This is a genomic window from Aeromonas sp. S19(2024) (genome assembly GCF_041402625.1).
GTDB lineage: Bacteria > Pseudomonadota > Gammaproteobacteria > Enterobacterales > Aeromonadaceae > Aeromonas > Aeromonas caviae.
In genome coordinates this window covers 19293-34947 of sequence record NZ_JBGLQU010000002.1, presented here as the reverse complement: position 1 = coordinate 34947, position 15655 = coordinate 19293, and the positions used below count along the sequence as shown (strand labels likewise).

The 15655-nt window shown below is 60.5% G+C and carries 17 protein-coding genes; 2 read left to right on the top strand and 15 right to left on the bottom strand.

Translation table 11 applies throughout. The features are described 5' to 3' along the window. Positions 1-80 precede the first annotated feature (80 nt). Positions 81-524: a hypothetical protein gene (locus ACB037_RS04545; RefSeq protein WP_371174952.1), complete on the top strand. Its 444-nt coding sequence runs from the start codon at positions 81-83 to the stop codon at positions 522-524. A 66-nt stretch (positions 525-590) separates the two neighbouring features. On the opposite strand, the gene rlmM is transcribed toward ACB037_RS04545, so the two are convergent. From rlmM to dinB, 6 genes are all read right to left on the bottom strand, one after another. Beyond that, on the bottom strand, positions 591-1685 hold the full coding sequence (gene rlmM / locus ACB037_RS04540; protein ID WP_371174951.1) for a 23S rRNA (cytidine(2498)-2'-O)-methyltransferase RlmM: 1095 nt from the start codon (positions 1683-1685) through the stop codon (positions 591-593). After that, a complete protein-coding gene (locus ACB037_RS04535) occupies positions 1678-2064 on the bottom strand; it encodes a DUF423 domain-containing protein (protein ID WP_010673377.1) in 387 nt (128 codons plus the stop codon). Before ACB037_RS04535 ends, rlmM begins: the two co-directional genes overlap by 8 nt. A 43-nt stretch (positions 2065-2107) precedes the next feature. Beyond that, entirely contained in the window at positions 2108-2743 is a 636-nt protein-coding gene (locus tag ACB037_RS04530) for an alpha/beta fold hydrolase (RefSeq protein WP_069785574.1), read from the bottom strand. A 12-nt stretch (positions 2744-2755) separates the two neighbouring features. Continuing rightward, positions 2756-3676: a transcriptional regulator GcvA gene (locus ACB037_RS04525; RefSeq protein ID WP_029313926.1), complete on the bottom strand. Its 921-nt coding sequence runs from the start codon at positions 3674-3676 to the stop codon at positions 2756-2758. Positions 3677-3962: 286 nt separating this feature from the next. Further along, complete coding sequence (locus ACB037_RS04520) at positions 3963-6098, bottom strand: methyl-accepting chemotaxis protein (protein ID WP_045523602.1); 2136 nt, start codon at positions 6096-6098, stop codon at positions 3963-3965. Between the two features lie 67 nt (positions 6099-6165). After that, positions 6166-7218 (bottom strand): DNA polymerase IV, encoded by a 1053-nt coding sequence (gene dinB / locus ACB037_RS04515; RefSeq protein ID WP_371174950.1) that lies wholly within the window; start codon positions 7216-7218, stop codon positions 6166-6168. 216 nt (positions 7219-7434) lie between these two features. On the opposite strand from dinB, the gene ACB037_RS04510 reads away from it, so the two are divergent. Beyond that, positions 7435-7644 (top strand): hypothetical protein, encoded by a 210-nt coding sequence (locus tag ACB037_RS04510; protein ID WP_069785571.1) that lies wholly within the window; start codon positions 7435-7437, stop codon positions 7642-7644. Between the two features lie 80 nt (positions 7645-7724). Here the strand turns inward: ACB037_RS04510 and nqrM are convergent, their stop codons facing one another. The 9 genes from nqrM to ACB037_RS04465 form a co-directional block, all read right to left on the bottom strand. Then, positions 7725-7949, bottom strand: a complete 225-nt coding sequence (nqrM, locus tag ACB037_RS04505; protein ID WP_010673371.1) for a (Na+)-NQR maturation NqrM — start codon at positions 7947-7949, stop codon at positions 7725-7727. Between the two features lie 11 nt (positions 7950-7960). Next, positions 7961-8998 (bottom strand): FAD:protein FMN transferase, encoded by a 1038-nt coding sequence (locus ACB037_RS04500; RefSeq protein WP_029313924.1) that lies wholly within the window; start codon positions 8996-8998, stop codon positions 7961-7963. Between the two features lie 3 nt (positions 8999-9001). Beyond that, the gene (gene nqrF, locus ACB037_RS04495; RefSeq protein WP_010673369.1) at positions 9002-10225 is read right to left on the bottom strand and encodes an NADH:ubiquinone reductase (Na(+)-transporting) subunit F; all 1224 of its coding nucleotides are present in this window, start codon (positions 10223-10225) and stop codon (positions 9002-9004) included. Positions 10226-10242: 17 nt separating this feature from the next. Continuing rightward, entirely contained in the window at positions 10243-10839 is a 597-nt protein-coding gene (gene nqrE / locus ACB037_RS04490; protein ID WP_005303538.1) for an NADH:ubiquinone reductase (Na(+)-transporting) subunit E, read from the bottom strand. Positions 10840-10842: 3 nt separating this feature from the next. Further along, complete coding sequence (locus ACB037_RS04485) at positions 10843-11475, bottom strand: NADH:ubiquinone reductase (Na(+)-transporting) subunit D (RefSeq protein ID WP_005303545.1); 633 nt, start codon at positions 11473-11475, stop codon at positions 10843-10845. Then, positions 11468-12256: a Na(+)-translocating NADH-quinone reductase subunit C gene (locus tag ACB037_RS04480; RefSeq protein WP_029313922.1), complete on the bottom strand. Its 789-nt coding sequence runs from the start codon at positions 12254-12256 to the stop codon at positions 11468-11470. Before ACB037_RS04480 ends, ACB037_RS04485 begins: the two co-directional genes overlap by 8 nt. Further along, positions 12246-13475, bottom strand: a complete 1230-nt coding sequence (locus tag ACB037_RS04475) for an NADH:ubiquinone reductase (Na(+)-transporting) subunit B (RefSeq protein WP_371174949.1) — start codon at positions 13473-13475, stop codon at positions 12246-12248. Before ACB037_RS04475 ends, ACB037_RS04480 begins: the two co-directional genes overlap by 11 nt. 3 nt (positions 13476-13478) lie before the next feature. Further along, positions 13479-14822 (bottom strand): Na(+)-translocating NADH-quinone reductase subunit A, encoded by a 1344-nt coding sequence (locus tag ACB037_RS04470; RefSeq protein WP_029313920.1) that lies wholly within the window; start codon positions 14820-14822, stop codon positions 13479-13481. 420 nt (positions 14823-15242) lie between these two features. Next, entirely contained in the window at positions 15243-15551 is a 309-nt protein-coding gene (locus tag ACB037_RS04465; protein WP_010673364.1) for a BolA family transcriptional regulator, read from the bottom strand. Between the last annotated feature and the right edge of the window lie 104 nt (positions 15552-15655).

Here is a 15655-nt window from a genome sequence, read left to right as displayed (position 1 = left end):
CCCTTTGTTTTATGCCAACGCCTCCCTACCTCCCTCGCCAGATGAATACTATGTTGATATGAGGGATAAGGAGATCCACCATGCGTGCTACTTTCATCTTGCTGATTGTCAGCAGCAGTGCCACGGCATTAGACAGGCCAGTCGACAATGCCTGGTTGACGCCGCCCCCCCAGCACGAGGCGCCAGCCAAGCAGACCTGGCAATCCACCCTGGATACCAACGATCTGCTCAAACAGCCCAAGCAGCTCTCCCTGGGGGTGGATATCACCACCGACAGCAACGGCAATCGGCAGATCACCCCCTATCAGAAACTGAACCTCACGGCAGAGAAGAGCGTCAGCCTCTCCTTCGAAAAGCAAAAGCCCAGGATCAAGTTCAACGCTGGCGGCATCAACACCTCGGTCAAGCTTCGCGGGGATGGCGTCAAGATGCAGTTCAACCCCAGTGACAAGACCATTCCCCTGCAAATTGAGCTGAAGATCACCGACGACGAGTCCATGATGCGTCTGGACTACCGCTTCTGATGGCCCAGACACAAAAAAACCGGACGTCACCGTCCGGTTTTTTCATGCCCTGTTCCCGATGCTGCTTCAGGACTTGGGGGACAGCTTGGAGACCCAGAACTTGTTGTAGACGTGCACCGTGATCTCTTCGCGATCGTGATAGAGCTGTTTGGCCTGAATGATGAAACCGCCGTCGATGTCGGCCAGCAGTCCGCGCAGCACCTCGATGTTGTGCACCGCCTCGGCGTAGCGCTTCTTCATCGGCAGCTTGAGGTTGAACATGGCTTCCTGACAGTCGTTCTCCCTGAACCAGTCGGCCACCATGTGGGTCACTCGCGCCGGCTTGTCCACCATGTCGCACACCAGCCAGTAGGTATTCTTCTTGCTCGGCCGCCACACGAAACCATCGTCACGGATGTGCTTCACCTGGCCGGTGTCCATCAGGGATTGGGCCATCATGCCGTTGTCCACCGCCGTCACCATCATGCCACGACGCACCAGCTGATAGGTCCAGCCACCCGGGCAGGCGCCAAGATCCACGGCCTTCAGGCCGGAGCACAGGCGCAAGTCCCACTCTTCCTTCGGCACGAAGACGTAGAACGCCTCTTCCAGCTTGAGGCTGGAGCGGCTCGGGGCATCGGCCGGGAATCGCAGGCGCGGGATCCCCATGTGGAAGGCAGAGTTGTTGAAGGAGTAGGAGTACCCCAGCATCAGGTGGTCATTGGCCAGGAAGAAGGCGTGGAACACGGGACGGTTCGGGGTCTCCTTCTTGGTCAGGATCTCGTTGCTGCGCAGCGCCTGGCGAAGCGGCACGGTGAACTTGCGGCAGAAGGCGGAGAGCTCCTTCGCCTCGTTGGTATCGGCCGTCTCCACCCGCAGATCACCGCAAATGACGTAACCGCTCGCCGCCTCCAGGATGGGAGAGACCCGATCGCTTATTTCCAGATCTTTCAGCTCGTGGGTCACCACCAGCATCTGGCGAATGAAGATGAGCTCGCGGAACGGCAGCTTGCGCGCCAGCAGATCGGCCTGCTCCTCGTCATACAACTCGAAGATCACATAGCCGCTGTCGTCCTTGACCCGGGCAAAGCCGTAGCACTGCATGTTGCCGGCACGCTCGGTGATCTCTGCCGCCGCCTCTTTCTCAAAACCCGGGCGGCAATAAAGCAGCAGATTATTCATTCTTTCCTCCAAGACGACAGCCGGCCCACATCAGAGCCGCCCATCCCAACATAAAACAGAGGCCACCGGCCGGGGTGATGAGCCCCAGCCCCTTGCTGCCAAGCAGCACCATGGCGTAAATACTGCCGGAGAATCCCAGGATCCCCAGCACAAAGACGGCGCCCGCGAAGGTGATCACCTTGCCGCGCACGCCGCACAACCCCAGCACCAGCAGGGCCAGGGCGTGGAAAAACTGGTATTGCACGGCGGTGTTGAACGCCGCCAGCAACGAAGGAGCAATGCCGGTCGCCGCCAGCCCGTGAGCGCCGTAGGCCCCGAGCATGGTGGCCGTCAGGCCGAAGAAGCCCGCCAGCACCAGCCAATGTCGTTGGATCTGCATCTTCTCTCCTTGCACGCTTCTTCTCTCGACCCGCTCGAGATGGTCAGGAGCGGCCCACCGCCGCGATAAAACCCTTGATCCGCTCCGCGGCCAGTCGCAGGTTCTCCTGCTCGCTCATGCCGCTCGCCTTTCTCGGTTTGAAACCATGATCCCCGTCGGTCAGCCAGTGGACCGATACGGCGGGTGAGAAGGGGAAATCGGCCAGCTCGGCGCGAGAACCGAAGGTATCGCGCTCCCCCTGCAGCAGCAGCGTGGGCGTCGTGATCAGCTTGAGCACCTCGCCCCGCCATGCGTCGGGCTTGGCCGGGGGGTGGAAAGGATACCCGAGAACGATCAATCCTGCAGCATCCATCTCGTCGTCCCCCTCGCAAAACAGCTCGGCCGCCATCCTCCCCCCCATGGACTTGCCCGCCAGAAACAGCCGGGGATGGGCAAACTGACGCACCATCTCGCGCCAGTGAGCCAGCAGCACGGGTTGTCTGTCCGGCGGCCTGCGTTTGCCGTCCTGAGCCCGTTTGATCATATAGGGGAAGTTGAAGCGCACCACCTCGATATCCGGCCCCGCCAGCAGTCGCGACAACTCGGCCAGGAAGCCGTGCTCCATGCCTGCCCCCGCGCCGTGGGCCAGCAGAATGCGAACGGGGGCGTCACTCGCCCCCTCTCTTGTCAGGTCAGTCACCAGGTCAACTCCTCAGGCATCGGCAAGGCGGGCACGTCTGCGGGCCTCTTCCTGCTCCACCAGTTCCAGCATCCAGTCGCGAAAAGCCACTATCTTGCCCTGATCGGACTGCTGCTCCTGACACACCAGATAGAAAGCGTTCTTGCTCACCAGCACCTGTTCGAACGGGCAGATGAGACGACCCGCCTCGATCTCCGGCTGGGCCAGAACGCTGTGGCCGAGCGCCACCCCCTGACCGTGGATCGCCGCCTGGATCACCATGGTGGAGTGGCTGAAGATGGGCCCCTGATTGACATTGGGGGCATCGATGTCGAGCTGGCGGAACCAGGCCTTCCAGTCGCGCCGGGAGGTGTCGTGCAGCAGGGTGTGACGGGTCAGATCGTCCGGGGTGCGCAGGGGCTTGGGGCCGGTCAGCAACAGGGGGGAGCAGACCGGGATCAGGTACTCGGTGTGCAGCTTGTCCGAGCGCAGCCCGGGCCAGTTGCCGCGGCCGTAGTAGATGGCCACGTCCACGTCGTCGGTGAGGGAACCCTCGTCCATGTCCACCGCCTTGATCCGCACATCGATGTCCGGGTGGCGTTCGCTGAACTTGACCAGGCGGGGCACCAGCCACTGGATGGCGAAGCTCGGCTGCAGGGAGACGGTGAGCGCCCCCTTGGCGCTGCGGGCCAGCAGCTTGTCGGTCGCCTCGGAGATGGAGGCAAAGATGTCCTTGATATCGAGGAAGTAGCTCTGCCCCTCCTCGGTCAGTAGCAGGGAGCGATTCTTGCGGCGAAACAGCTTGATGCCGAGATACTCCTCCAGCGCCTTGATCTGGTGGCTGATGGCTGCCTGGGTCACGAACAGCTCTTCTGCTGCGCGGGTAAAGCTCAAGTGACGAGCCGCGGCTTCAAACGCTTTCAGTGCATTGAGCGGAGGTAAACGACGAGACATGGAATCGGCCGACGATGAATTTTTCTAATGGGGCGCATTATAAATTGTCGGTTGCGGGTCGACCAGTGAATAAACATAATTCGCCACGCAATTCGTTGTCATATGGCTCACACCTTCTCTTCCATGTTGGTTTACATGTGGTTTTTGTGAGTGAGTCGACAGTGATTGTGGTGTTGTGTTTCTTCCTCTGCGGGAAGAAGGGCTAAATCAGGTCGATTTAACCCAGTCTGTCATCTGAATGTGTTTGGCGCCTCCGGTTGGATGGCGCCTTTTTTCTTATCCTCCCCTACACCCGGAACTGGCCCACCAGTTGCTGCTGCTTGTCCGCCAGTTGCGACAGCTCGCGCCCGTTGTCGGCGGAGGTCGCCGCTTCCGCCCGAATGGTATGGCTCACATCGCGAATGTTGCTGACGTTGCGATTGATCTCGTCCGCCACTCCGCTCTGCTCCTGCGCGGCCCTCGCGATCTGCTCGTTCATCTGGTGGATGGTGCCGACAGCCTGGATGATCTGCTCCAGCACGCTGACCGACAGCTCCACCTTGGTGAGGGTCAGATCCGCCTGGTGATGACCGGTCAGGATCGCCTTCACCACCGCCTCCGTCCCCGACTGCAACTGGCCGATGAGGTTCTGGATCTCGACGATGGCGTTCTGGGTTCGGCCCGCCAGGTTGCGCACCTCGTCGGCGACCACCGCAAAACCGCGCCCCTGCTCACCGGCTCGGGCCGCCTCGATGGCCGCGTTCAGGGCCAGCAGGTTGGTCTGCTCGGCGATCCCCTGGATCACCACCAGGATGTCGTTGATGTTGTCGCTGTTGGCGGAGAGGTGCTCCACCACTGGTTTGGCATCGCTTATCACCGTCATCAGTCTGGACATGGCCTCCTGGGTCTGCGCCACCACGGACTTGCCCTCCTGGGCCGCCGTGTCGGCCTCATCGGCCGCCGCCACCGCCGCATTGGCATTGCCGGCGACCTGCAGGGCGGTAGCGCTCAACTCTTCAAACGCGGTCGCCACCAGATCCACCTCCTGATACTGGGACTGCATGCCGGCGCTGGTACGGGCTGCCCCTTGCGCCGCCAGGGCCGCACTGGCCCGAGTGCCCGCAACGGTGTCGATCACCTGGCTGATGGTGGATTGCAGCTTGTCCAGAAACTTGTTGAACCACTTGGCCAGCTCGCCTATCTCGTCATCCCTGCGCAGATCGATGCGCTGGGTGAGATCCCCCTCCCCGCTGGCGATGTCCTTGAGGCGTGCCACCACGGCGCGGATGGGCGCCACGATGCGCTGGGCCATCAGCCAGATGCAGAGCAGGGCGAGCGCCGAAATCCCGCCACCTATCGTGAGCTGGGTTGCCACGCTGCGCTGGGCCTGATCCTCAAGCTCCCCTTGCAGTTGCAGGGCCGAGGCGAGCACCACGGCGCGGGGCAGCTCGATATAGATGCCCCACTTGCGATCCGTACCGCGCATGCTGACCGGCACGAAGGTCTGCAACAGTGCGCCATCCGGGCTCCAGCGCGTCACCACATCTCCCTTGGTCAGCCACCCCTTGAGATCCTGCGCCAGCCCTTGCTGCTCCAGCAGATTGCCAAGGGCGACCGGGAACCCTTCCACGCCGGCCACCCGCCCTTCACTGCTGAGCAGAAGCACCTTGCCCTGCCCCTTGTAGAGGGTCCGGCCCATCTCTTCCACCAGGCTCTGCAGGGTCCCCAGGGAGATGTCGACCCCCACCATGCCCAGCAGGGAACCCTGGTCCAGCAGCGGCACGGTCACCGAGGTCATCAACACCTGCTGGGTCCCCACCTCGTCCACATAGGGTTCGAGCAGACAGAGCGCCTTGCTGCGGATGCTGCAACTGTACCAGTCGTTCTCAAGGCCGCCGTGTCCGGAGGGCTTGTCGTTGGCCAGCATCGCCTCGTCCATCACCTCCAGGTTGACCTTGCCGTCGACCCTGGCCCAATAGCTGGAAAAACGCCCCTTGTCGTTGGCGCCGAGCGCCGTCGACCCCTGATAGTTGTCATCCTCCCCGTCGAGCTGGTTGGGTTCGAATACCGCATAGACACCGAGCAGGTTCGCTGACGACTCCGCCGCATCCTGCAACTGCTGGTTGACGGCATTGCGCAGCGCCTCGGAGTGAACGAAGTTGTCGGCCGCGTTCTTGCGCTGGAACAAGATACCCTCGGCAAGCAGGGTCGCCCTGAAGTAAGCCTCATCGAGGTAGCTGGTCACCCGGGCTGCCTGGGTCGCTCCCATGGCCTGCATCCAGTTTTCTGCCGCGTGCTGCCCCTCCAGGGTGGTGGAGGTGAGCACCTGCTCCTGCATGCGGGCCGCGTTGAAAAGAGAAGAAGCCACCAGCGCGACGGCACTGGCCAGCAGACAGCAACCGGCGATCAGGGTGATCCGTCCCTGAACAGAAAGAGAACTCATGCCACTATTTCCTAACGTCTACAGATGTGAACACTGTATCGGTTTTGGATACAAAAACTTAACTAAATCAGCAGAAATCCAGGCTTAATTGATTGATTTCACCCGCTCCGGGCAAACCAACGACCAGACCGAGCAGGCGAATGGGCTTTCCTTGAGCCCGTTGCAGTCCCTCGTGCAGCAGATCGTGGAAACGTGCCGCCTGATAACTCCCCTTGCGATAGACGGTGGTCTGGTGAAAATCGGCAAACTTCAGCTTGATCCCCTGCCCCATCAGCATCTCCGCAGGGCAGGCCCTGGCAAAACGCTGCTCCAGCTCAGGAATGAGCCGGCTGAGCACCTGCCAGCAGGCGTCCTCGTCCAGCACGTCGCTGGCGAGCGTCGTCTCCACACCGATGCTCTTGCGCACCCGCCTGGCCTGCACCGGCTGATCATCATGCCCCCAGATGCGGCCGGCCAGCATCTCCCCGAGCTTGCCGAAACGGGCGATCAGCTCCTCGTTGCCGAGCTGGCGGGCATCTTCGCAGGAGTAGAGCCCGAGGGACTCCAGCCGCTCTGCCGTCTTGCGGCCGATGCCGGGCAGCTTGCCAAGGGGGAGCTGACGCACGAACTCGTCCACCTCCTGGGGGCGGATGACGAACAGGCCATCAGGCTTGCGCTGCTCGGAGGCGAGCTTGGCCAGAAACTTGTTCGGCGCCACACCGGCCGAGGCAGTCAGCCCAAGCTCGGCGCTGATGGCGGCGCGGATCTCCGCCGCCATCAGGGTGGCGCTGCCACCGCAGCGGGGACTCTGGGTCACGTCGAGATAGGCTTCATCGAGGGAGAGCGGCTCCACCTGCTCGGTGTAGCGCAGGAAGATGGCGCGCAACTGGCGCGAAGTTTCTTTGTAGACGGCCATCCGCCCGGGGATCAGCACCAATGGCGGACAGAGCTTTCTGGCCAGGGCGCTCGGCATGGCGGAGCGCACCCCGAAGCGGCGCGCCACGTAGTTGCAGGTGGAGATGACTCCGCGTCGGTCAGCAGCGCCACCAATGGCGAGCGGCACCTCCCTGAGGGCCGGGTTGTCCCGCATCTCCACCGCGGCGAAGAAGCAGTCCATGTCGATGTGAATGATCTTGCGCATGGCCGTGTCTGTTGCTGTGTCGACAGCCTCCCGAACAGATCATAGGGATAGACCCTGGGCATCCGGCGAGGAGGCGTGTCGAACGACAAAAATACTGTATGGATAACCAGTTTAACGTTCCATGCTACCCCAAGCCTGTCATTTCTGCCAGCGCGCCAGCGCGGGCTAGGGCATAGACTCTCAGGGCTCCCATTTGCGGGGGCTGGGAGGTGCAGGATGAGAAGATTCTGGCCGCTGCTGGGCCTGCTGCTGCCGCTGACGGGCGCGAGCAAGGATCACCCGACTGCGGAGTGCAACTGGCTCTATCAGCGCATCGCCGCCTTGGAAAAAGCCATACAGCAAGGGGATGAACTGGGCACCAGGGAGGAGCTGGCAAAGCGAAAGAAAGAGTTCAAGGCAAAGGCATGCAGCCAATATGACTACTGACCCCATGCCACATAAAAAACGAGCCGACCCAGGGGTCGGCTCGTTTCGTTGCAAGGCTGCCTTCAGAGCGATATCCGCCGTTAGATGATGCGGTTGTCCACCAGCATCTTGCGACGGGCCTCTTCCTTGGCCATCTTCTTCTTGCGGTTGTCGCAAGGCTCGGGGCAGTCGCACTCCTTCTCGATCCCGATGGAACCCAGGCCGCCACAGGAGCCGGAGATGGACTTGCGCTGGAAAATGTAGCCGATGGCCATGGCCACCACGACCATCAGAAACACCCCGAAGGTGATCAGAAAGATCTGCATGTAGTTACCCCTTACTTCTTGACCAGATATGGTTTGAAGGCATCCGAATAAGCCTCTTCGAACCCGTCATCCGTCTTGGTGATGGTGAAGATGGCCAGCCCCCGTTCCTTGGCATAGGCCAGGCTCTTCTCCGGCCCCATGACCATGAACACGGTCGCCAACCCGTCTGCAGTCATGCAGGAGGGGTGGATGACGGTCACCGACACCAGGCGGTGCTGGATGGGCTTGCCCGTCAGCGGATCCATGGTGTGGGAGAAGCGCTTGCCGTCCAGCTCGTAATAGTTGCGGTACTCGCCCGAGGTGGCCACCCCGTTGTCACCGGGCAGGATCACCTCCTGTACTGAACCGGCATTGACGGTCGGCTTCTCGATGGCGACACGCCAGGGATGCCCCTTGCCGTTGACACCGTTGATGCGCAGCTCGCCGCCTATCTCCACCAGATAGTTGCGCGCCCCCTGGGACTCCAGGTACTCGGCCACCTTGTCCACGCCAAACCCCTTGGCAATGGCGGAGAGATCCACGTAGAGGTCCGGGATGTCCTTTTGCAGGGTATCGGCATCGGCAGAGGTTATCACATGCAGATTGCCAAGGCCCGTCTTCTGCCGGGTCTGGGCGATCAGCTCGTCGGACGGCACCTTGGTCGGTCTGGCATCCGGCCCAAAGCCCCACAGATTGACCAGAGGACCGACGGTGACGTCCAGCGCCCCGCGGCTCTCGCGGCCAATGTGAATGGCCTCGGTCACCACCCGCGCGGTATCGCGGGAAACCACCACAGGGGTATTGCTCTTGTGCTGGTTGAAGCGTGACAGCTCGGAATCCGGGCGATAGGTCGACATCTGATCGTTGACCCGCTCCAGCAAGACGTCGACCTCGGCTTGCAGCCTGGCGGCATCCTGAACGGCGCTATCTGCCACCTTGATGGAGTAGTAGGTACCCATGGTGCTGCCGGTGATGTGGATCTCCGGCTTCGATTGGACCGTTTCCTGACCGCACCCAGTCAAGAAAAAGGCTAGCCCGAAGGCTAGCCAGGTCTTTACAACGCTGTGCATGGATTAACCACCGAAGTCATCCAGCAGGATGTTCTCGTCTTCAACACCGAGGTTTTTCAGCATGTTGATGACGGCGGCGTTCATCACGGGAGGCCCGCACATGTAGAACTCGCAATCCTCAGGCGCCTCGTGGTTCTTGAGGTAGTTCTCGAACAACACGTTGTGGATGAAGCCGGTGTAGCCATCCCAGTTGTCTTCCGGTTGCGGATCGGACAGGGCGACGTGCCACTGGAAGTTGTCGTTCTCGGCCTGCAGCATGTCGAAGTCTTCGACATAGAACATCTCGCGCTTGGAACGGGCACCGTACCAGAAGCTCATCTTGCGCTTGGTCTTCAGACGGCGCAGCTGGTCGAAGATGTGGGAGCGCATCGGCGCCATACCCGCACCACCACCGACGAACACCATTTCGGCGTCGGTGTCCTTGGCGAAGAACTCGCCGAACGGACCGGAGATGGTCACCTTGTCACCAGCCTTCAGGCTGAAGATGTAGGAAGACATCTGGCCGGGAGGAGCAGTCCAGTTGCTGGGCGGCGGAGTGGCGATCCGCACGTTCAGCATGATGATGCCGAACTCTTCCGGATAGTTCGCCATGGAGTAGGCACGGATGATCGGCTCGTTGACCTTGGACTCCAGCTCGAAGATCTTGAAGCGATCCCAGTCGCCACGATACTCCTCGGGAATATCGAAGTTCTTGTACTGCACGTGGTGGGCAGGCGCTTCGATCTGGATATAACCACCGGCGCGGAACGGCACGCTCTCGCCATCCGGGATCTGCAGCTTGAGCTCCTTGATGAAGGTGGCCTTGTTGTCATTGGAGATGACGGTACAGTCCCACTTCTTCACGCCGAAGATCTCTTCCGGCAGCTCGATGTCCATGTCGGAACGCACGGTGACCTGGCAGGCCAGACGCTCCCCATGACGGGCTTCGCCCTTGCTGATGTGATCCAGCTCGGTCGGCAGGATGTCGCCGCCGCCGGATTTCACGCGCACCTTGCACTGACCACAGGAGCCGCCGCCGCCACAGGCGGAGGAGACGAAGATACCACTGCCGGCGAGCACGCCAAGCAGCTTGCCACCCGCCGGGCTGGTCACAGCCTTGGCCGGGTCGCCGTTGATGCTGATTGTCACGTCACCGGCGGTCACCAGCTTGGACTTGGCGAACAGAATGACTGCCACCAAGGCCAGCAGGATCACGGTGAACATGACCACACCCAGAATAATTTCCATCTATATTTCCTTTCCGATTACAGGGAAATACCAGAGAAGGACATGAAGCCCAGCGCCATCAGACCCGCGGTGATGAAGGTGATGCCGAGGCCGCGCAGGCCTTCCGGAACATCGGAATATTTCATCTTCTCGCGGATCCCTGCCATCGCGACGATAGCCAGCATCCAGCCTGCACCCGAACCCACGCCATAGACCACGGACTCAACGAAGTTGTAGTCACGCTGCACCATGAAGGAGACGCCACCGAAGATGGCGCAGTTCACGGTGATAAGCGGCAGGAAGATACCGAGGGCGTTGTAGAGGGCCGGGAAGTACTTGTCCAGGGCCATCTCCAGGATCTGTACCAGGGCCGCGATCACCCCGATGAAGGTGATGAAGCTCAGGAAACTCAGATCCAGACCGGATACCAGGGCACCGTCCTTGAGGACGTAGTTGTAGATCAGGTTGTTGGCCGGGACGGCAACGGTCTGAACCACGATAACGGCAATCCCCAGGCCCATGGCAGTCTTGACCTTCTTGGACACCGCCAGGAAGGTACACATCCCCAGGAAGAAGGAGAGCGCCAGGTTCTCGATGAAGATCGAGCGAATCAACAGACTGATATAGTGTTCCATACCTTAATCCTTCGCCTCCACCTGCTTGGGATCCTTGGTGCGCACGCCCCAGATGATCAGACCAATGATGAAGAACGCACTCGGCGGCAGCAGCAGCAGGCCGTTGGGCACATACCAGCCACCATTGTTCACCAGCGGCAGCAGCTCGATGCCGAACCAGGTGCCGGAACCCAGGATCTCGCGCACGGTGGCCACGGTCAGCAGCACGGCGCCATAACCCAGACCGTTGCCGATACCGTCCAGGAAGGAGGGCAGCGGGGCACTCTTCATGGCGTAGGCTTCGGCACGACCCATCACGATACAGTTGGTGATGATGAGGCCGACGAACACCGACAGTTGCTTGGAGATGTCATAGGCATACGCCTTGAGCACCTGGTCAACCACGATAACCAGCGAGGCAATCACCGCCATCTGGGCGATGATCCGCACGCTGTTCGGGATCTGGTTGCGGATCAGGGAGATGAACAGGTTGGAGAAGGCGGTGACCGCGGTAACGGCCAGCGTCATCACGAACGCCGTCTTCATCTGGCTGGTAACGGCCAGCGCGGAACAGACACCCAGCACCTGCAGTGCGATGGGGTTGTTGCCGAGCACAGGCGTCAACAGCAACTTTTTCATTTCGCTCTTGTCAGCCATTGTTGATTTCTCCTGCACGTACTTTGGCCAGGAAGGGACCGAAGCCCTTGGGGCCCATCCAGAAGTCGAAGGTGTGCTGTACACCATTACCGGTCAGGGTTGCACCAGACAGGCCGTCGATTTCATGCTCGGAACCAGCCGGAGCATGGCCCTTGATCACACGCAGCGCAGGCTGACCGTTCTGGTCGAACAGCTTCTTGCCGACGAACAGCTCGCGCCAGGCCGGGTTCTCGATCTCGCCACCCAGACCCGGGGTTTCACCGTGGTCATAGTAGGTGATGCCCTTGATGGTCTGACCGTCGGCCGCGACCGCTACGAAGGCATACATGGTGGACCACAGACCCTGGCCGTAGATCGGCAGGATGATGTTGTCGACCTTGCCTTCGGCATCTTTGGCGAAGAACACGGGAACCAGCTTGGAGATCTGACGCAGACCGGCCTTGTCGTCGGCCGGAGCCAGGCGAATGCTCTTGGCCGGATCCTTGGCGGCAACCTTGGTGTCGAAGTTGTCGGCGTCGCCGTCAACGAACTCACCGCTGGTCAGATCCACCAGACGCGCTTCAATCTTGTCGCCATAGAGCTGGGCCAGATCACGCTTGGCCACGGCGCTGATGTCGACGCCGGCGACGGACAGGATGTTGCTTTGCTTGTCCAGCGCCTTGTTTTCCAGCTGGGCCGGACGCAGACCCACGGCAGCCACGGAGACCACGATGGAGCAGACCAGACACAGACCGGTCACTACGGCGAGGGTGCCGGTAGTAGAGTCTTTATTAAACGCCACGTGCGATCCTCCGCTTGATGTTCGCCTGCGCCACGAAATGGTCAAACAAGGGGGCAAACAGGTTGGCGAACAGAATGGCCAGCATCATGCCTTCCGGGAATGCGGGGTTCACTACCCGGATCAGCACCACCATCACGCCGATCAGGGCGCCATACCACCACTTGCCCTTGTTGGTAAAGGCAGCGGAAACGGGGTCGGTCGCCATGAAGGCCATGCCGAACGCGAAGCCACCCAGCACCAGGTGCCAGTGCCACGGCATGCTGAACATGGGGTTGGTATCGGAACCGATGACGTTGAACAGCAGGGAGGTCGCAACCATGCCGACCATGACGCCGGCGATGATGCGCCAGGAGGCGATGCGCATGTAGACGATCATGGCTGCGCCGATGAGGATCATCAGGGTGGAAACTTCACCGATGGAACCGGGCAGGTTGCCAAGGAAGGCGTCCATCCAGCTGATGACTTCACCGGTGGCACCGTTGATCAGCGCCATCTGGCCGCCCTGGGCCCACTGGCTCAGTGCGGTTGCGCCGGAGAAGCCGTCAACGGCAACCCAGACCGCATCACCGGAGATTTGACCCGGGTAGGCGAAGAACAGGAAGGCACGACCCGCCAACGCCGGGTTCAGGAAGTTTTTGCCGGTACCACCGAACACTTCCTTGGCCAGCACCACACCGAAGGTGATACCCAGGGCAGCTTGCCACAGGGGCAGCTCGGGCGGCACGATCAGGGCGAACAGGATGGAGGTCACGAAGAAGCCTTCGTTGATCTCGTGCTTGCGCACCATGGCGAACAACACTTCCCAGAAACCACCGACGATGAAGACGGTGATGTAGATCGGGAAGAAGTGCGCCGCACCGATCAGCATCTTGCTGCCGATGCCGGCGACGGCCGGATCCAGCGAGGCACCGAACAGGGTGGCCAGGGCGTATTGCCAGGAATCGGCACCGGCCGCGCTGCCCATGTGGGCGATAGCGGCGATAGACTGGTTGCCGACGTTGTACATGCCCCAGAACATGGCCGGGAACACAGCCAGCCACACCATGATCATCATGCGCTTCAGATCGATCGCATCACGGACATGGGCGGCATTGCGGGTCACGGAACCCGGGGTATAAAACAGGGTGTACGCCGCTTCGAACAAGGCATAGTACTTTGCGTACTTGCCACCCGGCTCGAAGTGATGTTCCATATTTTCAAGAAGTTGCTTGAAACTCATCGCTTAACCTTCCAGTTCGATCTTGGTCAGGCACTCACGCAAGACGGGGCCGTACTCTGTCTTGCCGGGGCAGACGAAGGTACAGAGCGCCAAATCTTCCTCATCCAGCTCCAGGCAGCCGAGCGCCTGCGCGCTGTCGGTATCACCGGAGATCAGATCCCGCAGCAGCAGGGTCGGCAGGATGTCGAGCGGCATCACGCGCTCATAGTTGCCGATAGGCACCATGGAGCGATCACTACCGTTGGTGGTGGTAGTGAAGTTGATGAGTTTGCCCTTCATCAGGTGAGAGAGGGTGGTACGGGTGATGGAGAACTTGTTGGCACTGGGTTTGACCCAGCCCATGAACTCTTTCTCACGGCCTTCGCCCAGCACGCTCACCTGGTTGTGGAAGCGACCCAGGTAGTCATGGACCCCTTCGGCCTTGGCACCGCTCAGCAGGGAACCGGAGATGATGCGGTTTTCGTCCGCACGCAGCTCGTTGTTGGTCAGCTGGCTGAGGCTGGCACCCAGACGGGTACGCAGCAGACGCGGCTTGATGACGTTCGGGCCAGCCAGGGAGATCACCTTGTCGGTAAAGATCTGGCCGGTGGTGAACAGCTTGCCGTAAGCGATCACGTCCTGATAGTTGATGTGCCACTGCACCTTGTTGGCACCGACCGGATCCAGGAAGTGGATGTGGGTGCCCGGCAGACCGGCGGGATGCGGACCGACGAACACGGCTTCCTTGACCTGGGCCAGGGAGGAGTGCGGCAGGCTGGCTTCGCCCTTGCAGACGTGGACGGTACCATCGGTCAGGCGGGTCAGCACGGCCAGACCGTCGAGGAAGGCCTGGGCCTGTTCCTTGATGATCAGCTCCGCACTGGCGGCCAGCGGATTGGTGTCCATGGCGGTGACGAAGATGGCGCGCGGGGTGGAACCCACGGCCGGTACCTTGCTGAACGGGCGGGTACGCAGCGCGGTCCATTGGCCTGATGCGACCAGGATCTCCTGCACCTTGCTGCGCTCGAGCTGTGCCAGCTCGGCGGAGGCAAAATGCTCAAAGGTCACCTGCTCGTCGGACCCATCGATGTCGATGACGACGGACTGGAGAACACGCTTGGCACCACGGTTGATCTCAGAAACCACACCGGTGGCAGGGGCCGTGAATTTAACGCCGGGATTCTTCTTATCTTCGAAGAGCTCCTGACCTTTAATGACGCGATCACCTACTTTGACAAACATAGTAGGACGCATCCCCACGAACTCTTCGCCGAGTGTAGCAACACGGGTGATGGCCGGGCCATCGTAGATTACTTGCTCCGGAGCACCCAGCACGGGGATGTCCAGTCCTCTTTTAATTGTAATCATACTCACTTGCACTACCGTTAAGGGAAGACAGGTTGGTTAGCGCCGAGAAATACATCACGACGAGTTGTTGAATGAGCCCGTCAACATCGCGGAAAGCTGTCGAAGAAATAAACAAATCAGCAACATACAGGATCATTCAAAAGCGCCTGAGTTTACCACCTTAGGCGAGTTAGCCGCCACGCCAAATGGGGAAAATCCCCGCCCTATCACAAAATTAACCTTCACTGAATATTTCGCGCACGTCCTTGCAAACCGTGGTTTTAAAGGACTTTTCGCAAAACTAACCATATAGGGGTATTTTTCAGGCGCAAGGAAAAGGATTAGAAAAAATAATGCTCCTCCCCCTCATCCCTGGCGGCACACCATTCGTGATAGCGCTGTTAATGGCCCGAGGAAGGCGCCATCAGAAGGTCCAACGGCTCATGCAAAGGGGGATTTGCTGACGCAACCCGGCGTCTTTGGCGCCTGCTCCCTGGCCTGCCACTCGGATTCGGTATAGGTATGCAGCGCCAATGCATGAATGGCTCCCGCCAGCTCGTCGGCCAGCACCCCGTTCACCTGACGATGGCGACCCAGCAAACGCTGTCCCTCAAACGCCTGGCTCACCACGACTACCTTGAAGTGGCTTTCGGAGCCCGGTGCCACCCTGTGCATGTAGCTTTCATTGATCACTTCCAGGTGGCTCGGGGAGAGCGCGGCGGCCAGCTTGGCCTCTATCTGTTGTTGCATGCTCACGGTAAGGACTCCTCGTTGAATATCCGGCCATTGTAGCCAGGGTTGTGCGCCCGATGCATCAGGTACGAAGGATCCGCTCGCTCTCGCCGCACCGGACT